This is a genomic window from Streptomyces sp. NPDC097640, from assembly GCF_040302705.1.
GTDB lineage: Bacteria > Actinomycetota > Actinomycetes > Streptomycetales > Streptomycetaceae > Streptomyces.
The window spans coordinates 39,269-60,873 of sequence record NZ_JBEOSB010000017.1; the positions used below are offsets into that span (position 1 = coordinate 39,269).

Sequence of the window (21,605 nt, forward strand, 5' to 3'; positions counted from 1 at the left end):
CTGATCTCGCCAGGCTCCCCAGGCTCCCGCCCCCACCCCACCCTTCACGGAGGTCCGGAACCATGACCCGGAACCACCCCCAGCCGTCCCGGCGCGCCGTTCTCGGCGGTGCCGCCGTCGCCGCGTTCGCGGTGGCGGCCGGCGCCGGGGCGGCACAGGCCGCCACCGCGGCCCCGGCCGCCGCGTGGCCGGCCGAGTTCCCGCTCCCCGACGGCTTCATGCCCGAGGGGATCACCATCGGCCGCAGGCCGTATGCCTATATGGGCTCGCGCGCCAACGGCGCCGTCTACCGCACCGATCTGCGCACCGGCGAGGGCCGCGTCATCCACGAGGGCGCCACGGGCACGGCGACCGTCGGGCTGAAGCTGGACGAGGACGGTCTGCTCTACGTCTCCGGAGGCGGTGGCGGGACGGCCCGGGTCGTGGACTCCCACACCGGCCGGCTCGTCACCACATACCAGCTGACAGACGCCACCGGGCACTTCATCAACGACGTCATCCTGCTCGGCGACCGCGCCTGGTTCACCGACTCGCGCGACGCCGTCCTCTACGGCGTACCGCGCGGCCGCAAGGGGGCGGTCCGCCGCCTGCCGCTCGGCGGCGACTGGGTGCAGACGCCCAACGTCAACAACGCCAACGGAGTCGTCGGCACCCCTGACGCCCATGGGCTGATCGTCGTCAGCAGCTCGCCCGGCCGGCTCTATCACGTCGACCTGGCCGACGGGCACGCCACCGAGATCGCCCTGGTCGGCGCGGCCGATGTGGCCAACGGGGACGGTCTTCTGCGCATCGGCCGCTCCCTGTACGTCGTCCAGAACCGGCTCAACCTCATCAGCGTCTTCGACCTCGACCTCAGGGCCCGCACCGCCACTCTGCGCCGTACGGTCACCGACCCCCGCTTCGACGTCCCCACCACCGTCGCCCGCTGGGGCGACCGCCTCTACCTCGTCAACGCCCGCTTCACCTCGCCCCAGACCCCGGAGACGACGTTCAACGGCGTCGCCATCCCCATCGGTTGACAGACGTGACGGGCGCGCGCGATGGTCGCCCGGCCAGTGAAGCGGCGCAAGGGGTGTGGAGATGAGCGAGGTTCTGGACTTGGCGCTCGCGCGGAAGGTGCTGGCGGCCCAGCCCTTCAGCAATCTGCTCGGCACCCGTCTGGTGGCCTTCGGCGACGGCGCGGCGACGCTTGAGCTGGACATCCGCGACGAACTGCGCCAGCAGCACGGATTTCTGCACGGCGGGGTACTCGGCTACGCCGCCGACAACGCGCTGACCTTCGCCGCGGGCACGGTGGCCGGGGCCCGGCTGATCACCGCCGGGTTCACCATCGACTATCTGCGGCCCGCCGAAGGAGTGCTGCTGCGGGCCGAGGCGCACGTCGTCCGGGCCGGCCGCACCCGCGTCGTGTGCCGCTGCGACCTGTCCACGGTGGACGGCGCGGGGGCCGAGACCCTGTGCGCCGTGGCGCAGGGCACGATCGCGGTGACGCCGACGACCGAGCCGCCGAACGCGACCTGACGGGGGCGGGCCCCGGCGGGCCCGCCCCCGTCAGTCGCCCACCGGCACCCCCCCCCGCAAACTGCCGATCGTCCTGGCCGCGCCGCGCTCCAGGACTCCTGAGCCGTCCGGCCCTCGGGCGAGCCCCCTTCCCACTCACTCACTAGGTAGACTGGCCTACCTAGTGAGTGGAAGGGAACGTGATGGGCGACACCGATACCGCGGCAGCACGCTCCGGCAAGCGGCGGGGGACCGCGCGGGAGCGGCTGCTGGCCGCCGCGGCGCGCCGCTTCTACGCGGACGGCGTCTCGGCGACGGGGATCGACACGATCACCGCCGAGGCGGGCGTGGCGAAGATGAGCCTGTACAACAACTTCTCCTCCAAGGCCGACCTGGTGATGGCCTACCTCGACGCGCGGCACGAGGAGTGGCTGGGCCTGTACCGGCGGCGCCTGGAAGGGGTCCGGGACGGGCGCGGCGGCGTGCTGGCCGTCTTCGACGCGTACGCCGATCACGCCGCCTTCGCCTACGAGCACGGCTTTCGCGGGTGCGGCCTGCTGAACGCGGCTGCCGAGCTGCCCGCCGAGGACGAGGGGCGGGCCGTGGTGCGCCGGCACAAGGAGGAAGTCGAGTCCCTGCTCGCCGGGCACGTCGGGGAACTGCTGCCCGACCGTCCCGAGGAGGCTCGCGCGGTGGCGGAGCATCTGGCGTTCCTGCTGGAAGGAGCGATGGCGCGGGCCGGTCTTGAGGGCGCGGGCACGCGTCTGGAGCGTGCGCGGACGATGGCGGCCGACATGCTGGACCGGCTGTGACGCGGGCTGTGACGCGTCCCGCAGGGCATACGGTCGGCTCGGCCGGCGCGGGGTCGCTGTGCGTGCTCGTGGCGTCGGTGCTGTGGGGCACCACGGGCACCGCCGCGACCTTCGCCCCAGCCGTGGGGCCGCTCGCCATCGGGGCCGTCGCCATGGGGCTCGGCGGACTGCTCCAGGCCCTGATCGCAGGCCCCCCTATCGCCCGGGAAGCGCCGGGGCTGCGCGCGCAGCGCGGCGTGGTGCTGCTCGGCGCGCTGGCGGTGGGGACCTACCCGCTGGCGTTCTACACCTCCATGCACCTGGCCGGGGTCGCCGCCGGCACCGTGGTGTCGATCGGCTCGGCCCCGCTCGCCTCGGCCGTGATCGAGCGAGCCGTGGACGGACGCCGCCTCACGCGCCGCTGGATGACCGGCGCCGCGCTGGGCCTCGCCGGGACGGCGCTGCTGTGCGCGGCCGAGGCGGCCGGGGCGGCCGGGGCGCACTCCGCCGCCGGGGCCCGCTCCGCGGGGTCGACCGTGCTCGGAGTGGCGCTGGGCCTGGTGGCCGGTTTCACCTACGCCCTGTACTCCTGGGCGGCCCACCGCCTGATCAGCCGCGGCGTCACCTCCCGCGCGGCCATGGGGACCGTCTTCGGGATCGGCGGCCTGCTGCTCCTGCCGGTGCTGCTGGCCACGGGCGGCCCGCTCCTGGACTCCTGGTCCAACGCGGCGGTCGGCGTCTACATGGCCCTGGTGCCCATGTTCATCGGCTACGTCCTGTTCGGCTGGGGCCTGGCGCACGTCCCGGCGAGCACGGCCACCACACTCTCGCTGCTGGAACCCGCTGTCGCGGCGGTCCTGGCCGTACTGGTCGTCGGCGAGCGCCTGCCCGCGCTCGGGTGGGTCGGCGTCGCCCTGGTCGTCGGCTGCCTCGCCGTACTCACCCTGCCGACCGGGACGGCCCGTCGGCGGCCACGGGCGGAGACGGCGCCGGCGGTCGTCGCGCCCGGACAGGCCCCGGGACAGGCCCCGGGAGAGCCCGCCGACGCGCACCCGTGAAATCCGTTGCGGCCGGCGCGCCGCGGCGGACAGCTTCTCGAGCTCGTCGTGCCGCGTACGGGTGACGGCCGGCACTACGGCACCGGCGTCCTGCCCGAACATCGCGGGCTCGGCCTCGGCCGATGGATGAAGGCCGAGGCGATCCGGCAGGCCGTCGAGTACCACCCGCGTCTCGAGGGCCTGCTGACGGACACCGCCGCGAGCAACCGGCCCAATGCGCGCCATCAACGACGAGTTCGGCTACTCACCCACGCACACGACGCTCCGGTACCAGCTCGATCTGTAGCCGCGCCGGACGCCGGGCGGGGCGGTCGCCGGCCGGGGACGCGCTGTCACCCGAAAGGCGTGCCCCGGCCCGGCGTCAGGCGAGTTCGGAGAGATCCTCACGGGTGAGGGCGATCGACCCGGCGGCGATGTTCTCCTCCAGGTGGGCCAGGGAGCCGGTGCCGGGGATGGCCAGGGTGACGGGCGAGGAGGCGAGCAGCCAGGCCAGGGCGATCTGCGGGACCGTCGCGCCGTGCCGGGCCGCGACCTTGGCCATGCGGTCACCGGTGAGGTCGCTCACGCCGCCGCCGAGGGGGAAGAACGGCACGTAGGCGATGCCCGCCTCCTCGCAGACGGCCATCAGCCGCGCGTCGTCGCGCTGGGCGGCGTGGAAGTGGTTCTGTACGGCCGCGACGGGGGCGATCTCACGGGCCTGGGCGAGGTGGTCGGCGTTGACGTTGCTCAGGCCGAGGTGGCGGATCAAACCCTCCTCACGCAACGCGCCGAGCGCCTCGAAGCGCTCGGCGGCGGACTCGTCGTGCGGCGGACCCTCAATGCCGCCGATGCGCAGATAGACCAGGTGGAGGCGGTCCAGGCCGAGGGTTTCGAGGTTCTCCTCGACCAGCGACCGCAGGTCCGCGGGGTCGGTGGTCTCGACCAGGCCGCCGTCGGGGGTGCGGGCCGGGCCGACCTTGGTGGCGATGACCAGATCGGCCGGGTAGGGGTGGAGGGCCTCGCGGATCAGGTCGTTGGCCCGGACGGTGCCGTCGCCGCTGGTGTAGAAGGCGGCGGTGTCGATGTGGTTGACGCCGAGCTCGACCGCTCGGCGCAGCACGGCGCGACCGGTGTCGGGATCACGGGCCGGGCCCCGAAAGCTGTTGGTGGGCAGGCGCATGGCCCCGAAGCCGATGCGGTTGATCACAAGGTCGCCACCGAGGCGGAAGTCATCGCTCATGGGCTCAGCCTGGGCGGCGGGGTGTCAGGGCCGCGAACCCATGGCAGCTTGCTGCCAGTGGGCACAATGGAGGCGTGGCTGAGATCATGACGATCCGCGGTGACCTGGAACTTCTCGCGCGCACGGAGCATCTGTTCGCCGGGGTCCGCGAGGAGTTCGTCTGCGCCGCCCGTGATCCCGACACCTGGGCGCACCTCGCCGCCCGCCACGCCGCCCGCGACCGGATCATCCGGAACAGCGGCAGCACGCGGCGGTTCCGCAAGCTGTACAGCCCGGCCGCCCTGGCCGACGAGCGCGGCCGCGCGCACCTGAACGAGATGGCCGACAGGGGCGCCGACGTACGGGTGGCCGTCACCGCTCTCCCCCACGAGACGATCATCATCGATCGCCGGTTCGCGATTCTCGCCGGCGCGGACGCTCCCGGCGGCCGGGAGTACACCGTGACCACCGCGCCCACTCTGGTCGGCGGGGTCTACGCGCTGTTCGAGGCCGCCTGGGAGACCGCCACCGACTTCAAGGTCTTCCTGCGCGGCGAGCGACCCCAGCTCGATGCCGAGAGCCGGACGGTACTGCGCGCGCTGGGGTCCGGCGCCACCGATGAGACGGCCGCGCGAGAGCTCGGCATGTCCCTGCGGACCTACCGACGCCGGGTCGCCGAGCTGCTCGCCGCCCTCGACGCGGGTTCACGGTTCCAGGCCGGGGTGCGCGCGGGCGAACTCGGCCTGAGCGGCTGACCGGCCGCTGTCACCCACGTCAGCGGCGCCTGCCCGCGGGCGGGCGCCGCGCCCGCGCATCGATAACATCTCGGCGACCCCACCACGATCTTCGGCAGCGGAGAGTGAACATGACACCGGAACCGGGCCTCCCGAAACCTCCGCTGGGTACGGACACACGGGTCCGCATCGCACGCCCGTCCCGGGATCTCGCCGCGGCCATGCGCTTCTACGTCGAAGGTCTCGGCCTCGACGTCCTCTGGCGCACCACCGAGCACGCGCCGGGCAAACACGACCTGCTCATGCTCGGCCCGCGCGACGGAGTCTGGCACTTCGAACTCACTCACGACCCCGAGCAGCCTCTCGAACCCAGCCCGACCGTCGACGATCTCTTCGTCGTCTACCTGGGAGAGCCCGTCGACGAGGATCTCGTGAACCGCCTGCTCGCCACCGGCGGCACCCGCGTGACCGCCCACAACCCGTACTGGGACGAGCACGGCGTGACCGTCGCGGACCCCGACGGCTACCGCCTCGTCCTCTGTTCCCGCTCCTGGACCCGCTGAAATCCGAGGACTTGAGCGCATGAGAGGCTGCCGTGTTCGATCAGAGAGCGGTCGGGCCTCATCTCGTAAATGATCCTCACCGCAGCACCGGGGACGGCCCGCGGCCAGTTGCCGAGCCCACCGCACGCGTGGGAGCTAGGCAGCCCTCGACCGCGCCGCGCGCACGCCCGGGGCGGGTTCCTGTACCTCCTCAGGCAGGAAGGTCTCGTCTTCCCCGAAGTCCGGGGCCTGGAAGGGGTTTGTCGCCGGAGGCGGCGATGCCGGAGTGGTACGGCGGGGTTGCCCTTCCAGGGCGGAGAACAGCGACGTCAGATCGATGAGAGGTCTCGCTTTCGTTACAGGTCCCTGAAGGGGCCTGGCGTGCCGTGACCGGGCACAGTGCTTCTACAACTTGGTCATCTTGGCGTACGGGCTCAGGATCCGCATTCGCTCCGAGCCAAAATCCACGAGCGCGGCGATTCCATCCTCGATGCCGATCACTCGGCCGAGGCCGTACATGTCGTGTGTGACCTGGTCGCCCACGGCGAAGTGCTTGGGAGCCGGCGTGACCGGGGCCTTGAAGGGGCTGGTGGGCAAATGACGCTTCGGTGCAGCAGGCTTTGTCATTGCCCCTAGTATGCGCCTACGAACTGAGCTGGTGGCTGCCTCGTCGATCGTTGGACTCCGCTCCAGCAAGAGCTGAGCCTGCCGACCGGCCGGCAGACGCCCGTACAGTTCGTGGTGTCTACGGCGTCACATAGCGGGCGCAAAACACTGGAGGCAATACCTCGTGCTGATTGCTCAGCGTCCGTCACTGACCGAAGAGGTCGTCGACGAGTTCCGTTCCCGATTCCTGATCGAGCCGCTGGAGCCGGGCTTCGGCTACACCCTCGGCAACTCCCTCCGTCGCACCCTCCTGTCGTCGATCCCCGGCGCTGCTGTCACCAGCATCCGGATCGACGGGGTCCTGCACGAGTTCACCACCGTGCCGGGCGTCAAGGAGGACATCACCGACCTCATCCTCAACATCAAGCAGCTGGTCGTCTCCTCGGAGCACGACGAGCCGGTCGTGATGTACCTGCGCAAGCAGGGCCCGGGTCTGGTCACCGCCGCCGACATCGCGCCGCCGGCCGGTGTCGAGGTGCACAACCCCGACCTGGTCCTGGCCGCGCTCAACGGCAAGGGCAAGCTGGAGATGGAGCTGACCGTCGAGCGCGGTCGCGGCTATGTCTCCGCCGTCCAGAACAAGCAGGTCGGCCAGGAGATCGGCCGGATCCCGGTCGACTCGATCTACTCGCCGGTGCTCAAGGTCACGTACAAGGTCGAGGCGACCCGTGTCGAGCAGCGCACCGACTTCGACAAGCTGATCGTCGACGTCGAGACCAAGCAGGCCATGCGTCCGCGTGACGCCATGGCGTCGGCCGGCAAGACCCTGGTCGAGCTGTTCGGCCTGGCGCGTGAGCTGAACGTGGACGCCGAGGGCATCGACATGGGTCCGTCCCCGACGGACGCCGCCCTGGCCGCCGACCTGGCGCTGCCGATCGAGGAGCTGGAACTCACCGTCCGCTCGTACAACTGCCTCAAGCGCGAGGGCGTCCACTCGGTGGGTGAGCTCCTGGCGCGGTCCGAGGCGGACCTGCTCGACATCCGTAACTTCGGCGCCAAGTCGATCGACGAGGTCAAGGCGAAGCTGGCCGGCCTGGGTCTGGCCCTCAAGGACAGCCCGCCCGGATTCGACCCGACCGCCGCCGCCTTCGACGCGGACGACAACGGGAGCACGGGTTTCATGGAGACCGACCAGTACTGAACCCTGTGCCGGGTCGCGGACGGCGAAGCCGTTCCGGGCCGGTACACGACGAGGGCCCCGACCGGTGAACCGGTCGGGGCCCTCGTCTGCCCTGCTGGGCGGGTGCGGAGGATACGAGATTCGAACTCGTGAGGGGTTGCCCCCAACACGCTTTCCAAGCGTGCGCCCTAGGCCTCTAGGCGAATCCTCCGCGAGGAACAATACAAGACCGGAAGCAGTAGATGCGAACTCGTTCCCACCCCCGTCCATCCGCTAGGGTGGGGGCCAGCCCCTCACGTGGCGCTATCTCACCGAACTCCCCCAGGGCCGGAAGGCAGCAAGGGTAAGTGGGCTCTGGCGGGTACGTGGGGGGCCCTTGCGTTGTGGGGCGGCTCCGGATGTCCGTGGGCACCGATATCGTCGTAAGCGTGTCGTCCCTCGCGCTGTACCGCCGCTACCGCCCCGAGACCTACGCCGAGGTCATCGGCCAGGAGCATGTCACCGGCCCGTTGCAGCAGGCGCTGCGCAACAACCGGGTCAACCACGCGTACCTCTTCAGCGGTCCGCGCGGCTGCGGCAAGACGACGAGCGCGCGCATCCTGGCCCGCTGTCTGAACTGCGAGAAGGGGCCGACCCCGGAGCCGTGCGGGGAGTGCCAGTCCTGTCTGGACCTCGCGCGGAACGGACCGGGTTCGATCGATGTCATCGAGATCGACGCCGCTTCTCACGGAGGCGTGGACGACGCCCGTGAGCTGCGGGAGAAGGCGTTCTTCGGGCCCGCGTCGAGCCGGTACAAGATCTACATCATCGACGAGGCGCACATGGTCACCTCGGCGGGGTTCAACGCCCTGCTGAAGGTGGTCGAGGAGCCTCCGGAGCATCTGAAGTTCATCTTCGCGACCACGGAGCCCGAGAAGGTCATCGGCACCATCCGGTCGCGTACGCACCACTACCCGTTCCGGCTGGTGCCCCCGGGGACGCTGCGCGACTATCTGGCGGAGGTCTGCGAGCGCGAGGCGATCCCCGTCGAGGACGGGGTGCTGCCGCTGGTGGTGCGGGCCGGGGCCGGGTCGGTGCGGGACTCGATGTCGGTCATGGACCAGCTGCTCGCGGGCGCGGGCGCGGACGGTGTGACGTACGCCATGGCGACGTCGCTGCTCGGCTATACGGACGGCTCGCTGCTCGACGCGATCGTGGACGCCTTCGCGGCGAGCGACGGCGCTGCCGCGTTCGAGGTGGTCAACCGTGTGATCGAGGGGGGCAACGACCCCCGGCGCTTTGTCGCCGACCTGCTGGAGCGGCTGCGTGACCTGGTGATTCTCGCGGCTGTGCCGGATGCGGCGGAGAAGGGGCTCATCGACGCCCCGGTCGATGTCATCGAGCGGATGCAGGCCCAGGCGTCCGTCTTCGGCGCCGCCGAGCTGAGCCGCGCCGCCGACCTGGTCAACGAGGGCCTGACCGAGATGCGCGGCGCCACGTCGCCGCGGCTCCAGCTGGAGCTGATCTGCGCGCGGGTGCTGCTGCCCGCGGCGTTCGGGGACGAGCGGTCGGTGCAGGCGCGGCTGGAGAAGCTGGAGCGGGGGGCTCTGGCGGGCGGTCTGGGCGGAGGCCCAGGAGGGCCTGGAGGCCCCGGAGGCATCGTCGGGGGGTTGGAGGGCCATGGGCCCGCCATGGGGTACGTACCGGGGCCCGACGCGCATGCCCCGGCCGCGGGCCCGTCCGGCCCGGCGGCCGCGCGCGCGGCCGTGACGGGCCGCGGCGGGGCCGGCCAGGGCGCGGCACCGGCCGTCGGCGGTGCGCCCTCGGGCCCGGCCGAGGCCGAGGCCGGGGCCGGGGGACCGCAGCCCGGAGCGTGGCCCGGGGGCGCCCAGCCTGCGGGGCACGGCGGTGGCGGCGGCCAGCGCCCCGGTGCGGGCGGTGCCGACTCGACCGGCGGTGCGGAAGGTGGCGGGGCGCCTGCCGCGTCCGCGTCGCGGCCCGGGGCCTGGCCGACCGCCACGGCTCCCGGTTCCGCCCAGGGCTCGGGGCGGCAGCCCGGCAGCTGGCCGTCTGCCGCCGCGCCTGGGCAGGGCGGCGGGGCGGCGGGCGGTTCCACAGGGCCTGCCGGCTCCTCCGGTGCTTCGAGTACTTCCACCGGCTCCGGCCCTTCTGGCCCTTCCAGCCCCTCCGGTCCCGCCGGAGCGCCCGCCGCCCCCGCCGCGTCCGCGCCGGGCATGGCGCAGGGCGCCATGCAGGTGCGGCAGATGTGGCCGGACATCCTGGAGGCGGTCAAGAACCGCCGCCGCTTCACCTGGATCCTGCTGAGCCAGAACGCGGGGGTCACCGGCTTCGACGGCACCACCCTTCAGGTCGGCTTCTCCAACCCCGGCGCGCGTGACAGCTTCGTCAGCGGCGGCAGCGAGGACGTGCTGCGCCAGGCGCTCAGCGACGCGATCGGTGTGCAGTGGCGGATCGAGGCGGTCGTCGACCCCTCGGGCGGCGCCGCCCAGCAGGGCGGGCCCGGCGGTGCGGGCGGCGGTGGCTTCGGCGGTGCCGGTGGTTCCGGCGGTTCCGGCGGCTTCAGCGGTTCCGGCGGCTCCGGCGGCTTCGGGGGCGGTGCGGCCCCGGCGGCTCCGCCGCGCCCGCCCGCCCCCCGGCCCCAGGCCCAGGCGGCCGCCGCCGGGCCCGCTGCCCCCGGCGCGTCCCCCGCCGGCCCTCCCGCCGCGTCCGCGGGCCCGCCCGCGCAGCCGTCGGCGTACCGGGAGCCGGAGCCCCCGCCCGTCGCGCCCGAGGACGACATGCCGGCCGAGGACGACCCGGATCTCGACGACACCGCGCTCAGCGGTCATGACCTGATCGTGCGCGAGCTCGGCGCCACGGTCGTCGAAGAGATCGCGAACGAGTAGAGATCGCGAACGAGTAGAGGTCGCGAACGAGCAGAGGTCGTGAACGGGAAGGGGCCGTGAACAGACAGGGGTGTGGGCGAAGAGGGGGCGCGCGGTCCGGACCAGTACCGCCCTGCGCGGCCCCTGAGTTGTGACCTCCAGCGCCACTCCTCGCTCCTCCCTACGGCGTAGAGCGAGGCGCCCCGTGAGCACGTAGGCTCGGGCTATCGGTAAGAAGAACTCTGTCGACAGCGCAGGAGTGAGCTCGTGATCCCCGGTGGTGGCCAGCCCAACATGCAGCAGCTGCTTCAGCAGGCCCAGAAGATGCAGCAGGACCTCGCCGCGGCGCAGGAGGAACTGGCCAGGACCCCTGTCGAAGGCTCGGCGGGCGGCGGCCTGGTGAAGGCCACCGTGACCGGCGCCGGTGAGCTTCAGGGCCTGGTGATCGACCCGAAGGCGGTGGACCCGGAGGACACCGAGACCCTCGCGGACCTCGTCGTCGCCGCCGTCCGCGACGCGAACAACGCCGCTCAGCAGCTTCAGCAGCAGAAGCTCGGTCCGCTCGCCCAGGGTCTCGGCGGCATGCCGGGCCTTCCGTTCTGAACGGGCTTTCCGTTCGGAAACGGCTCTCCGCGGTCTGGCCCAAGCCCTGACCCGGGCCTTATACCGAAGTCTGTAAGAAGAGAAGCCACCGCGTGTCAGCGCGAGATTGGATGCGGGCGTGTACGAGGGCGTGGTCCAGGACCTCATCGACGAATTGGGCAGGCTGCCCGGCGTCGGTCCCAAGAGCGCGCAGCGCATCGCCTTCCACATCCTCCAGGCCGAGCCCACCGACGTCCGCCGCCTCGCGCACGCGCTGACCGAGGTCAAGGAGAAGGTGCGGTTCTGCGCGGTGTGCGGCAATGTCGCCGAGGCCGAGCAGTGCCGGGTGTGCCAGGACCCGCGCCGCGACCCGGCCATCCTCTGTGTGGTCGAGGAGCCCAAGGACGTCGTGGCGATCGAGCGCACCCGCGAGTTCCGTGGCCGCTACCACGTGCTCGGCGGCGCGATCAGCCCGATCGAGGGTGTGGGCCCGGACGATCTTCGAATCAGGGAGCTGCTGACACGGCTCGCGGACGGTACGGTCACGGAGCTGATCCTGGCCACTGATCCGAACCTGGAGGGCGAGGCCACCGCCACCTACCTGGCGCGCATGGTCAAGCCCATGGGTTTGAAGGTGACCCGGCTGGCTAGCGGTCTCCCGGTCGGGGGAGACCTGGAGTACGCCGACGAGGTCACGCTGGGGCGTGCCTTCGAAGGGAGAAGACTTCTCGATGTCTGACGCAACGCTGCACGCCGCCCATCCGGATCCGGACGACTTCGCGGTCCAGATCTCCGATCAGATCGAGAGTTTCATCGTCGCCGTCACAGAAGTGGCGAAGGGCGACGAGCCGGACAGCGCCGTGCCGTTTCTGCTGCTCGAGCTCTCCCAGCTGCTCCTCGCGGGCGGCCGGCTGGGCGCCCATGAGGACTTCGTGCCCGACGAGCGGTACGAGCCGGACGTCGGCCCCGAGCCGGACGTGGACGAGCTGCGTGAGCGCTTCGCCCGGCTGCTCGACCCGGTGGACGTCTACTCCGAGGTCTTCGACCCGTATGTGCCGCGCAGCCGGCCCGTGGCCTGCCGGATCTCCGACGACCTGGCCGACATCATCACCGACCTGCGGCACGGCATGGCCCACTACCGCGACGGCCGGATCAGCGAGGCGCTGTGGTGGTGGCAGTTCTCGTACCTGTCCAACTGGGGTACGACCGCCTCCGCCGCCCTGCGCGCGCTCCAGTCGCTGGTCGCCCACGTGCGCCTGGACAGCCCCCTGGACGAGCTGGACGGCCTGGACACGGACAGCAACGCGGGTGGGGACGACCAGCTCGCGGAAGAGGCGGGACGCGTCATGGCGGCGGAGATCGCGGCCCCGCTCGGGATCCGGTCCGTCCAGACCTGAGAGTTCCGGGATGTGACCTGGGTTACGTTTTCGTATGCTTCGGGCGCGAGCGGGCAGGGTTGGTCGCTGAGCGGGTGGCACGGGAAAGTGGACGTCTGATCACAAAGTGAGTCATGTGTCTCGCAATGTGATATAGGCGGGGTAATTTCCGGCCACTCGTTAGACTGAGCCGACCGCAATACTGAGAGCCGTAGGGAGCGCACGTGGGCCTTGTCGTGCAGAAGTACGGAGGCTCTTCCGTTGCCGATGCCGAGGGCATCAAGCGGGTCGCCAAGCGAATCGTCGAAGCCAAGAAGAACGGCCACCAGGTGGTCGTCGTGGTTTCGGCGATGGGCGACACGACGGACGAGCTGATCGACCTCGCCGAGCAGGTGTCCCCGATTCCGTCGGGGCGTGAGTTCGACATGCTGCTGACCGCCGGAGAGCGGATCTCCATGGCCCTGCTGGCGATGGCGATCAAAAACCTCGGGCACGAAGCGCAGTCGTTCACCGGCAGCCAGGCCGGGGTGATCACCGACTCGGTCCACAACAAAGCGCGGATCATCGACGTCACGCCCGGCCGTATCCGGGAGTCCATCGACGCGGGCAACATCGCGATCGTCGCGGGCTTCCAGGGCGTGTCCCAGGACAAGAAGGACATCACCACCCTGGGCCGCGGCGGCTCCGACACCACCGCCGTCGCTCTCGCGGCCGCCCTCGATGGCGAGGTCTGTGAGATCTACACGGATGTCGACGGTGTGTTCACCGCCGACCCGCGGGTCGTGAAGAAGGCCCAGAAGATCGACTGGATCTCGTTCGAGGACATGCTGGAACTGGCCAGTTCCGGCTCCAAGGTGCTGCTCCACCGCTGTGTGGAGTACGCACGCCGTTACAACATCCCGATCCACGTCCGCTCGTCCTTCTCCGGGCTCAAGGGCACGTGGGTCAGCAACGAGCCGCAAGGGGACCAGCCGATGGAGCAGGCGATCATCTCGGGTGTTGCCCACGACACCTCCGAGGCCAAGATCACGGTCGTCGGCGTGCCGGACAAGCCGGGTGAGGCCGCGGCCATCTTCCGCACGATCTCGGACGCCGAGCTCAACATCGACATGGTGGTGCAGAACGTCTCCGCCGCGTCGACCGGCCTGACCGACATCTCCTTCACCCTCCCGAAGACCGACGGCCACAAGGCCATGGAGGCGCTGACCAAGGCGCAGCCGACGATCGGCTTCGACTCGCTGCGCTACGACGACCAGATCGCCAAGATCTCGCTGGTCGGCGCCGGTATGCGGACGAACCCGGGCGTCACCGCGTCCTTCTTCGAGGCGCTGTCCAACGCCGGGGTCAACATTGAGCTGATCTCGACCTCCGAGATCCGTATCTCGGTCGTCACCCGCGCCGACGACGTCAAGGAAGCGGTCCGGGCCGTGCACACCGCCTTCGGGCTGGACAGCGACAACGTGGAAGCCGTCGTCTACGGAGGGACCGGCCGATGACCGGCCGTGGCGGTGCCGGTGGCCGGAAGCCGACGCTCGCCGTCGTCGGCGCGACCGGAGCCGTCGGCACCGTCATGCTCTCCCTCCTCTCCGAGCGCGCCGACGTCTGGGGCGAGATCCGGCTGATCGCCTCGCCGCGCTCGGCGGGGCGGAAGCTGACCGTCCGGGGCGAGCAGGTCGAGGTGGTGGCGCTGGCCGAGGAGGCCTTCGACGGCGTCGACATCGCGATGTTCGACGTGCCGGACGAGGTCTCCGCGCAGTGGGCGCCGATCGCGGTGAGCAAGGGCGCGGTCGTGGTCGACAACTCCGGAGCCTTCCGGATGGACCCGTATGTGCCGCTGGTCGTCCCCGAGGTGAACGCGCACGCGGCCCGGGTCCGCCCGCGCGGCATCATCGCCAACCCCAACTGCACCACGCTCTCGATGATCGTCGCGATCGGCGCGCTGCATGCCGAGTTCGGGCTCCAGGAGCTGATCGTCTCCTCGTACCAGGCGGTCTCCGGGGCGGGCAAGGAGGGCATCGACACCCTCCGCGCACAGCTCGCCCTCGTCGCCGGCACGGAGCTGGGCACGCAGCCCGGCGACGTACGGCGGGCGGTCGGCGACACCGGGCCGTTCCCCGGGCCGATGGCGCTCAACGTGGTGCCGTTCGCGGGCTCGCTCAAGGAGGACGGCTGGTCCTCGGAGGAGCTCAAGGTGCGCAACGAGTCCCGCAAGATCCTGGGGCTGCCGGAGCTGCGGGTCACCGCGACCTGTGTCCGCGTGCCCGTGATCACCACCCACTCGCTGGCCGTGCACGCGCGGTTCGAGAACGAGGTGACGGTGGCCCAGGTGCACGAGATCCTGGCGGCCGCGCCCGGGGTGGTGCTCTGCGACAACCCGGCGGAGGGCGAGTTCCCCACCCCGGCCGATGCCGTGGGCACCGACCCGACCTGGGTGGGCCGGGTGCGGCGCTCGCTGGACGACCCCAAGGCGCTCGAGCTGTTCGTGTGCGGCGACAACCTCCGCAAGGGCGCGGCGCTCAACACCGCGCAGATCGCGGAACTCGTCGCGGCGGAGTTCACGGCCTGAAGGCCTGAAGCCCTGACCGCCTGAAGGCCTGTTGTCCTCGCGTAAGGTGATGGCTCGCCGGCGTGGGCCCAGAGCCGACTGTGAAGTTTCTGTGACCTGGACAATGGCCTGGACCACTTGAACTGGGAGCAAACCAGGGCAAAGATCTGTGAAGAAGATTCCCTCCCCGCCCGCTGCAACCGGCAGCAGGCGGGGAGCGTCTTTCCAGCCGCCCTGTAGTGGGCGTTGAGCAAACCGGGGCATTGGGGATGGGTTGGTCTGCATGGGGGCATTCGTCGCATCGTCAAACGCGATGCCTCACGCGTACAACCCTGACAGGGGGCAGCGTGTCCAACTGGCGTGGCAGCAGAGGTATTCGGCATCGCAACGATCCCAGGGCGCGGCGGCACGGCAGTGCGGCCCCCGCGTCCCCGCGCTCCTGGCGGCATGCCGGTGATCGCGCCGTGGTCCACCGCTCGTCCCGCGCAGATCTCGGCGGGGCGCGAGGACACTGACGAAGCGATGGCAGTCGGCACCACAGTCGATCACCTCACCGAGACCTACCGCGCCCACTACCGGTCGCTGCTCGGTCTTGCCGCGCTGCTCCTGGACGACACCGCCTCCTGCGAGGACGTCGTGCAGGAGGCGTTCATCCGCGTGCACTCCGCGCGGCGCCGGGTCCGTGACCCGGAGAAGACGCTCGCCTACCTGCGGCAGACGGTCGTCAACCTCTCGCGCTCGGCGCTGCGCCGCCGCATCCTCGGGCTGAAGCTGCTCTCCAAGCCGATGCCCGACATGGCGAGCGCGGAGGAGGGCGCGTACGAGCAACTCGAGCGGGACCAGTTGATCAAGGCAATGAGAGGGCTCCAGCGCCGCCAGCGCGAGGTTCTCGTGCTGCGCTACTTCGCGGACATGACCGAGGCCCAGGTCGCCGAGACGCTCGGCATATCGCTCGGCTCGGTCAAGGCGTACGGATCGCGTGGCATCGCGGCGCTTCGCGTCGCAATGGAGGCTCCGGCATGAACGACGACACACTCAAGCCGGCGCCGGGGGACGATCCCGACCGGCGGGACGTTCACGAGCCGGACGGCACGGCGCGGCTCGGCAAGGCCGCGGGCACGGACGGCGGGGATCGTACGGACAGCAGGAACAGCAGCAGGAACGGCAGCGGCGACATGAACGGCCCGGACGGCGGGGACGACAGGACCAGCCCGGACGGCATGGACGACGGCATGGACGAGGACTCGCTGCGCCGTCTCCTGCACGGCGCCGTCGGCGAGCTGGAGCCGTCACCCGACTCCCTGGAGCACCTGCGCCGCGCCGTGCCCGCCCGCCGTACGCGCCGCCGCCAGGCCCTGGTCGGCGCCGCCGCGGCGGTGGTGCTCGGCGGGGCCGCGCTGCCCGCGCTGGTCCACGTCGCCACCACCGGCGGCTCGGACGACCGCCCGGCCATCGCCGGCAGCAGCCACAACACGCCCGGCACCGACGAGGAGAAGCGCGGCGAGGACAGCGGCGGGAAGGAGACCGGCCGGCCCGCCGACCAGGGCAGCGAGGACAAAGAGGACAAGGGCAAGGACGACAAGGAGAAGGACCCGTCCAAGAAGCCGGAGGGCGACTCGGGCGGCGTGGCCCCCGACCCCTCCAGCACGCTGAACGCCACCTCGCCCACCTGCGCCCGCTCCCAGCTCGGCAACGCCACCGGGACGGCCGGGACGGCGGACGCCGAGGGCCGGGTCTACGGCTCGTTCCAGGTGCTGAACATCTCCGGCACGCCGTGCACGGTCGTGGGCGGCGGCAGCATCAGCCCGAGCGCGCTGGGCGGCGCGGACGCCTCCCGGGTCTTCGTCGTGGACCACACCTCCGGCGACGCGGCGAGCGGCCTGCCCGACCCGGCCACCGCGCCGGGCCAGCTCATCCTGAAGCCCGGCCAGGCGTACGAGGTGAGGTTCGCCTGGATCCCGCAGTCCGGCGGCGGTACCTCAGGCTGCTCCAACACCAGCTCCACGCCGAGCCCCGACCCCTCGCCGGACGCGGCCGCCGCGGACGGCGAGCCCTCGGACACTCCGGGCGACGGCTCCGGCAGCGGAAGCGGTGGCGGCGGTGGCGGCGGCGAGCAGCCGGCGGGGAGCGTCTCGCTCAGCTACACGCCCGAGGCCGGTGACCCGCCCGCGGCGAGCGTGACGCTCGGCGGCGCGTGCGCGGGGACGATCTACCGCACCGGGGTGCTGGCGGGCGCGTAGGCCGGGGCGAGCCGAGCCCGAAGAGAGCCCACCCCAAGGGCGGGCCGGCGGTCGCGGGCCCGTACGGTGGTGGTGTGTATCGGTTTCTGCTGACACCCCGCTGGTGGGTGATCAACGTCTTCACCGTGCTGGCCATTCCGGTCTGTCTGTTCATGGGCAGCTGGCAGCTGAGCCGCTTCGAGGCACGCGTCGAGAACCACAACAAGCAGCAGGACAAGTCCTCCGAGGCCAAGGAGGGCGCCGAGCCGCTGACGGCGCTGCTGCCGGTCACCGACCGGACCTCGGGGCGGTCGGCCACCGCGACCGGGCGCTATGACACCGAGCATCAACTGCTCGTCCCGGACCGGCGGCTGGGCGACCACGACGGCTTTTACGTGCTCACGCTGCTGCGCACCGACGGGGGCAAGGCGGTCCCGGTCGTGCGGGGCTGGCTGCCCGGCGACGCCGACGACAAGGCGGACGTCGCCAAGGTGCCCGCGCCCCCGGCGGGCGAGGTGACCGTGACCGGGGCGCTCCAGGCGTCCGAGCACTCGGGCAGCGACGGGGTGGTGGCGAGCGGCGGGCTGCCGCGCGGCCAGCTGGGCATGATCAGCGCCGCCTCGCTGGTGAACCTCGTGCCGTACGGGGTGTACGACGCGTGGATCACCGCCGCCTCCGCCCCCGGGGCCCTGAAGCCGGTGCCCCCGGCCGTGGCGGAGGGCACCGGGCTCGACCTCAAGGCGTTCCAGAACCTCGGCTACACCGGCGAGTGGTTCGTCTTCGCGGGCTTCGTCGTGTTCATGTGGTTCCGGCTGTTCCGCCGCGAGGCGGAGACGGCGCGCGACCTGGAGCTCGGGATCATCGCGTCGGAGACCCCGGCTGCGCCTGAAGATCACGCGAGTCACGCGAGTCACGCGGATCGTGCGGACCACGCGGATCCGGCAGCTGACCCAGGTGACGCTGAGCGAACTCGATCTCCAAGCGCAACTGCTTGATCCGCTCCTCGACCACCAGCGAGCCGTGCCCCGCGTCGTACCGGTACACCTCGTGCGGGGCGTCGCGCCGCGCCAGCCGCTCCACGTAGTTGTCGATCTGCCGGATCGGGCAGCGCGGGTCGTTGACCCCCGCCGAGATGTAGACCGGCGCCCGCACGGCGTCCACATACGTCAGCGGTGAGGAGGCCTCGAAGCGCTCGGGGACCTCTTCCGGCGTGCCGCCCAGCAGCGTGCGGTCCATCGCCTTCAGGGCCTCCATCTCGTCGTGGTACGCCGTGACGTAGTCCGCGACCGGCACCGCCGCGAGCCCCAGCGCCCACGCCTCGGGCTGGGTCCCGAGCCCCAGCAGCGTCAGATAGCCGCCCCACGAGCCGCCGGCCAGCACCAGCCGCTCGGGGTCGGCGAGCCCCGAGTCGACCGCCCACCGGCGTACGGCCGCGATGTCCTCCAGCTCGATCAGCCCGACGCGGTGCTTCAGCGCGTCCGTCCAGGCCCGTCCGTACCCGGTGGAGCCGCGGTAGTTGACCCGTACGACCGCGAAACCGTGGTCGACCCAGGCCGCCGGGCCCGCCGCGAAGGCGTCGCTGTCGTGCCAGGTGGGCCCGCCGTGGATGTCGAAGACGGTCGGGAAGGGGCCCTCGCCCGCGGGCTTGTGCACGAGGGCGTGCACCCGCCCGCCGGGCCCGTCCACCCAGATGTCGCCGACCGGCACCGACCCGGGAGCCCTGAGCCCGGGCGGGTCGAGCACCACGCGCCCGCTCGTGGAGCGCACCTGCGGCGCCTCGGCCGCCGAGGACCACAGGAACTCGAACGTGCCGTCCGGCCGCGCCGTCGCCCCGGAGATGGTGCCGGGCGGGGTGTCGAGGCGGGTCAGCTCGCCGGAGGCGAGGTCGTACCGCCACAGCTCGCTGCGCGCCTGGTAGCTGTGCTCGACCAGCAGCGCCGTCCCGTCCGGCACCCAGTCGGCGCCGACGTCCCCGGGCAGGTCGATGGCCAGCGCCGTCTCCACGCCGGTGTCCGGGTCCCACACCATCGGCTCCCAGCGGCCGCGCCGCTGGTGCCCGACGAGCAGCCGGTTGTCCCCGGCGACCGGCGCGAACCCCATGACGGACAGGCCCAGCTCCTCGGTGCCGCCCTTGGTGTCGTCCAGCTCCGCGACGGGCGTGCCGTCCAGCCGTACGATCCGGATGGCCGAGTGCATGGCGTCGCCGTGTTCGGTGTGCTCGATCGCGATCAGCGTCCCGTCGTACGACAGGTCGCCCACCCCGGCCGACTCCCGGTGGCGGTAGATCTCCTGGGGCGCGGCCCCGGGCCGTACGACGTGGACGGTGGAACCGTCCTCGTCCGTGGACCGCCCGACGACCGCGGTGCCGTCGCGGCCGAGCGCCAGACCGGCCGGGTAGGAGGGGTCCAGGCCGGGCGCCGCAGGCTCGTCCGCTCCGCCGCCCTGCGCCGCTGTTCCCTGGCTCGGGACGGCGTCCGGGGCGAACGGCTGGCGCATCCACACCCCGAACTCGTCGCCGTCGGTGTCCGAGAACCACCAGATCCACCGGCCGTCCGGGGTGAGCACCCCGTCCGTCGTGCCGTTCGGCCGGTCGGTCACCTGGCGCTGCGCTCCGGTCGCCCGGTCCCACGCGTACAGCTCGTACGTCCCGGTCGCGTTGGACACGAACAGCGCGCGGTCGGGTGCGTCCTCGGCCCAGTCGGGCAGGGAGACGCGCGGCGCCCGGAATCGTTTCTCCCAGTCGGGCATGGTCTGTGCGTCATTCATCCCTCCATCAAACCCGATCGGACCGGCGCCGACCGCCGTGATCCTTGCTAACGTGCGCATCCATCCACACGCGTGAGGCGATGCGCGGAGTGGGGCACGGAGTGATACGGGGGCTGGAGACCGCGGTGGCGTTCACTTATACGAATCTCCTCGAGATGGACCTCGGCAAGCTCGGTGCGGCGGTCGCCGACTGGAAGACCTTGGTGAGCGATCTCGAAAAGCTGGGGACGGATGTCGACCGGGGCCTGGTGCGGAAGTCGAACGCCGCGAAATGGGCCGGTCTCAACGCCACGGTGACCCGGGAGTTCGTCGGCAAGACGGCGAAGGAGTTCCGGGATCTGCACCGCGAGGCGAAGAGCGTCTGGAGCGTTCTGGACGATGCGAACACGGAGCTGCGGGGCATCCAGAAGCGGGTCGGAAAGCTGGTCGCCGACGCCGCGGCGGGGGAGCCGTCGCTGTTGGTCAAGGACGCGGGCGACGGCTCGGTGCGGGTGACCGAGACGCTGTGCAATGTCGACAGCGACAGCCAGCGCACCGAGGACCTGCTCACGTGGTACACCGACTCCATCACGGAGATGGTCACCTACGCCGCGGAGATCGACGCCGCCGTCACCCGCGCCCTGCGCGCGAGCCACGGCCAGGACCGCCATGACGCGGGCCATGCCGTCTACACCTCGCTGGACGAGGACATGATCCCGCGCGCGGTCGAGCTGGCCTCGCTCGGGGACGAGGCGAGCCCGGAGGAGCGCGCCCGGCTGCGGCGGCTGTGGGAGTCCCTGAGCCCGCGGGCGCGCGGCGAGCTCTGGGCGGCCCACAAGGACGACCTGGTGGCGGCGGGGGTCCTGTCCCCGCGGATCAGGCAGATCTCCCCGGACGCGGGGTCGGGCCGGCACGGTGTCGAGTCCCCTGGCCTCGGCGAGCGGGTCACCCTGGAGAAGGCCAAGATGATGGCGGAGGGGGCGTCGCTGCTGGGGATGGACGACGCGGCGAAACATATGATGCATTACCTGGATAATTCCGGTACGCCGCTCAATCTGCCCGTCGACAAGATGATGAAGGACGACAAGCGGCTTCTCGACGACGCCAACGGTGTCATTCTCCTCGCTCAGGATGAATGGCGCGAGAAGGCGCTGGCCGAATACAAGAAGAACGATGGCCGACCGGTCGCCATCACCATAGAGACGGGCAACAGAGGCTTTCGCTTCTCCAGCAAGCATGAGAACTGGGTCTACGCCGTCGGCTCGGTCACCACCAATATCAGCGGCGTGGTCACGGTGACGCCAGGGGATGACGGAAAACCCCGTGTGGGCCTCGACGCCCAGCTCAATGTGTGGGACCGCTACAACTGGGATGCCGACAAGTTCACCAACGTAGCCGGGATCACCACCGTCGCGGACGACGAGCTGGGCCGGCTGCACCGGACCGGGCTGGCCCAGGAATTCGACATGCGGGGCAGCAGCTCGGTCATGCATACCGACATCACCGAGGCCAAGGGGCCTTCCAACCCCGTCCCCCAGCCGGATGTGTCGCGCGACGTCGGTGGCGCGCGTAAGGACCCGGGCCGGGACGACCCGTACCGCTGAGCCGCCGCGCCCCTGTACCCCGGCCCCGCCGGGCGCCCTCGCGAGGCACCCGGCAGATGAT

The 21,605-nt window shown here is 71.4% G+C and carries 19 protein-coding genes, 1 tRNA gene, 1 other RNA gene and 2 pseudogenes; 19 read left to right on the forward strand and 4 right to left on the reverse strand.

Annotated elements, in window-relative coordinates; genetic code table 11:
* Positions 1 to 62: 62 nt before the first annotated feature.
* The 5 genes and pseudogenes from ABTY62_RS25875 to ABTY62_RS25895 form a co-directional block, all read left to right on the forward strand.
* Positions 63 to 1,019 carry an SMP-30/gluconolactonase/LRE family protein gene (locus tag ABTY62_RS25875; protein WP_352131824.1) on the forward strand — a complete coding sequence of 319 codons (957 nt, stop codon included), beginning with the start codon at positions 63 to 65 and terminating at the stop codon, positions 1,017 to 1,019.
* Between the two features lie 61 nt (positions 1,020 to 1,080).
* Positions 1,081 to 1,521, forward strand: coding sequence for a PaaI family thioesterase (locus ABTY62_RS25880; RefSeq protein WP_352131825.1), 441 nt, complete (start codon positions 1,081 to 1,083; stop codon positions 1,519 to 1,521).
* A 182-nt stretch (positions 1,522 to 1,703) separates the two neighbouring features.
* Complete coding sequence (locus ABTY62_RS25885) at positions 1,704 to 2,312, forward strand: TetR/AcrR family transcriptional regulator (protein ID WP_352131826.1); 609 nt, start codon at positions 1,704 to 1,706, stop codon at positions 2,310 to 2,312.
* A gap of 8 nt (positions 2,313 to 2,320) precedes the next feature.
* Complete coding sequence (locus ABTY62_RS25890) at positions 2,321 to 3,349, forward strand: DMT family transporter (protein WP_352131827.1); 1,029 nt, start codon at positions 2,321 to 2,323, stop codon at positions 3,347 to 3,349.
* A gap of 39 nt (positions 3,350 to 3,388) precedes the next feature.
* A pseudogene (locus ABTY62_RS25895) lies at positions 3,389 to 3,635 on the forward strand (GNAT family N-acetyltransferase); the annotation flags it as partial.
* 75 nt (positions 3,636 to 3,710) lie between these two features.
* On the opposite strand, the gene ABTY62_RS25900 reads toward ABTY62_RS25895, so the two are convergent.
* The gene (locus tag ABTY62_RS25900) at positions 3,711 to 4,568 is read right to left on the reverse strand and encodes an oxidoreductase (RefSeq protein WP_352131828.1); all 858 of its coding nucleotides are present in this window, start codon (positions 4,566 to 4,568) and stop codon (positions 3,711 to 3,713) included.
* 74 nt (positions 4,569 to 4,642) lie between these two features.
* Between ABTY62_RS25900 and ABTY62_RS25905 the strand changes: the two genes are divergently transcribed.
* Both ABTY62_RS25905 and ABTY62_RS25910 read left to right on the forward strand, forming a co-directional pair.
* Positions 4,643 to 5,302, forward strand: coding sequence for a DNA-binding response regulator (locus tag ABTY62_RS25905; RefSeq protein ID WP_352131829.1), 660 nt, complete (start codon positions 4,643 to 4,645; stop codon positions 5,300 to 5,302).
* A 110-nt stretch (positions 5,303 to 5,412) separates the two neighbouring features.
* Positions 5,413 to 5,844, forward strand: a complete 432-nt coding sequence (locus ABTY62_RS25910) for a VOC family protein (RefSeq protein WP_352131830.1) — start codon at positions 5,413 to 5,415, stop codon at positions 5,842 to 5,844.
* Positions 5,845 to 6,228: 384 nt separating this feature from the next.
* Here ABTY62_RS25910 and ABTY62_RS25915 read toward each other — a convergent pair whose 3' ends face one another.
* Complete coding sequence (locus ABTY62_RS25915; protein ID WP_311727027.1) at positions 6,229 to 6,450, reverse strand: hypothetical protein; 222 nt, start codon at positions 6,448 to 6,450, stop codon at positions 6,229 to 6,231.
* Positions 6,451 to 6,613: 163 nt separating this feature from the next.
* On the opposite strand from ABTY62_RS25915, the gene ABTY62_RS25920 reads away from it, so the two are divergent.
* Complete coding sequence (locus tag ABTY62_RS25920) at positions 6,614 to 7,630, forward strand: DNA-directed RNA polymerase subunit alpha (RefSeq protein WP_311727028.1); 1,017 nt, start codon at positions 6,614 to 6,616, stop codon at positions 7,628 to 7,630.
* Between the two features lie 105 nt (positions 7,631 to 7,735).
* Here the strand turns inward: ABTY62_RS25920 and ABTY62_RS25925 are convergent.
* Positions 7,736 to 7,820 (reverse strand) — tRNA-Ser (locus ABTY62_RS25925).
* A gap of 74 nt (positions 7,821 to 7,894) precedes the next feature.
* Here ABTY62_RS25925 and ffs point away from each other — a divergent pair.
* The 10 genes and pseudogenes from ffs to ABTY62_RS25975 all read left to right on the forward strand — a co-directional run.
* An RNA gene (gene ffs / locus ABTY62_RS25930) (signal recognition particle sRNA small type) lies at positions 7,895 to 7,989 on the forward strand.
* Positions 7,990 to 8,037: 48 nt separating this feature from the next.
* Positions 8,038 to 10,494, forward strand: coding sequence for a DNA polymerase III subunit gamma and tau (locus ABTY62_RS25935; protein ID WP_352131831.1), 2,457 nt, complete (start codon positions 8,038 to 8,040; stop codon positions 10,492 to 10,494).
* Positions 10,495 to 10,740: 246 nt separating this feature from the next.
* Positions 10,741 to 11,076, forward strand: a complete 336-nt coding sequence (locus ABTY62_RS25940; RefSeq protein ID WP_014177713.1) for a YbaB/EbfC family nucleoid-associated protein — start codon at positions 10,741 to 10,743, stop codon at positions 11,074 to 11,076.
* Positions 11,077 to 11,194: 118 nt separating this feature from the next.
* Positions 11,195 to 11,794: a recombination mediator RecR gene (gene recR, locus ABTY62_RS25945; RefSeq protein WP_352131832.1), complete on the forward strand. Its 600-nt coding sequence runs from the start codon at positions 11,195 to 11,197 to the stop codon at positions 11,792 to 11,794.
* Positions 11,787 to 12,452 (forward strand): DUF5063 domain-containing protein, encoded by a 666-nt coding sequence (locus ABTY62_RS25950; protein WP_352131833.1) that lies wholly within the window; start codon positions 11,787 to 11,789, stop codon positions 12,450 to 12,452. The genes recR and ABTY62_RS25950 overlap by 8 nt, the downstream gene beginning before the upstream one ends.
* A gap of 203 nt (positions 12,453 to 12,655) precedes the next feature.
* Complete coding sequence (locus ABTY62_RS25955) at positions 12,656 to 13,927, forward strand: aspartate kinase (protein WP_352131834.1); 1,272 nt, start codon at positions 12,656 to 12,658, stop codon at positions 13,925 to 13,927.
* Positions 13,924 to 14,997, forward strand: a complete 1,074-nt coding sequence (locus ABTY62_RS25960) for an aspartate-semialdehyde dehydrogenase (RefSeq protein WP_352131835.1) — start codon at positions 13,924 to 13,926, stop codon at positions 14,995 to 14,997. The genes ABTY62_RS25955 and ABTY62_RS25960 overlap by 4 nt, the downstream gene beginning before the upstream one ends.
* Positions 14,998 to 15,423: 426 nt before the next feature.
* Positions 15,424 to 15,999 (forward strand): SigE family RNA polymerase sigma factor, encoded by a 576-nt coding sequence (locus ABTY62_RS25965; protein WP_352131836.1) that lies wholly within the window; start codon positions 15,424 to 15,426, stop codon positions 15,997 to 15,999.
* The gene (locus ABTY62_RS25970) at positions 15,996 to 17,216 is read left to right on the forward strand and encodes a hypothetical protein (protein WP_352131837.1); all 1,221 of its coding nucleotides are present in this window, start codon (positions 15,996 to 15,998) and stop codon (positions 17,214 to 17,216) included. The genes ABTY62_RS25965 and ABTY62_RS25970 overlap by 4 nt, the downstream gene beginning before the upstream one ends.
* Before the next feature lie 125 nt (positions 17,217 to 17,341).
* Positions 17,342 to 17,968, forward strand: a pseudogene (locus ABTY62_RS25975) (SURF1 family protein); the annotation flags it as partial.
* Between the two features lie 85 nt (positions 17,969 to 18,053).
* Here the strand turns inward: ABTY62_RS25975 and ABTY62_RS25980 are convergent.
* Complete coding sequence (locus ABTY62_RS25980; protein ID WP_352131967.1) at positions 18,054 to 19,943, reverse strand: S9 family peptidase; 1,890 nt, start codon at positions 19,941 to 19,943, stop codon at positions 18,054 to 18,056.
* A gap of 143 nt (positions 19,944 to 20,086) precedes the next feature.
* On the opposite strand from ABTY62_RS25980, the gene ABTY62_RS25985 reads away from it, so the two are divergent.
* On the forward strand, positions 20,087 to 21,544 hold the full coding sequence (locus ABTY62_RS25985) for a hypothetical protein (RefSeq protein ID WP_352131838.1): 1,458 nt from the start codon (positions 20,087 to 20,089) through the stop codon (positions 21,542 to 21,544).
* Positions 21,545 to 21,605 lie beyond the last annotated feature (61 nt).

Bases quoted from the DNA above. Each gene is read 5' to 3' on its own strand.
- ABTY62_RS25960 (WP_352131835.1), top strand. From the start codon at position 13,924: ATGACCGGCCGTGGCGGTGCCGGTGGCCGGAAGCCGACGCTCGCCGTC.
- ABTY62_RS25950 (WP_352131833.1), top strand. From the start codon at position 11,787: ATGTCTGACGCAACGCTGCACGCCGCCCATCCGGATCCGGACGACTTC.
- ABTY62_RS25915 (WP_311727027.1), bottom strand. From the start codon at position 6,450: ATGACAAAGCCTGCTGCACCGAAGCGTCATTTGCCCACCAGCCCCTTC.
- ABTY62_RS25875 (WP_352131824.1), top strand. From the start codon at position 63: ATGACCCGGAACCACCCCCAGCCGTCCCGGCGCGCCGTTCTCGGCGGT.
- ABTY62_RS25880 (WP_352131825.1), top strand. From the start codon at position 1,081: ATGAGCGAGGTTCTGGACTTGGCGCTCGCGCGGAAGGTGCTGGCGGCC.
- ABTY62_RS25980 (WP_352131967.1), bottom strand. From the start codon at position 19,943: ATGCCCGACTGGGAGAAACGATTCCGGGCGCCGCGCGTCTCCCTGCCC.
- ABTY62_RS25965 (WP_352131836.1), top strand. From the start codon at position 15,424: ATGCCGGTGATCGCGCCGTGGTCCACCGCTCGTCCCGCGCAGATCTCG.
- ABTY62_RS25970 (WP_352131837.1), top strand. From the start codon at position 15,996: ATGAACGACGACACACTCAAGCCGGCGCCGGGGGACGATCCCGACCGG.
- ABTY62_RS25900 (WP_352131828.1), bottom strand. From the start codon at position 4,568: ATGAGCGATGACTTCCGCCTCGGTGGCGACCTTGTGATCAACCGCATC.
- ABTY62_RS25910 (WP_352131830.1), top strand. From the start codon at position 5,413: ATGACACCGGAACCGGGCCTCCCGAAACCTCCGCTGGGTACGGACACA.
- ABTY62_RS25885 (WP_352131826.1), top strand. From the start codon at position 1,704: ATGGGCGACACCGATACCGCGGCAGCACGCTCCGGCAAGCGGCGGGGG.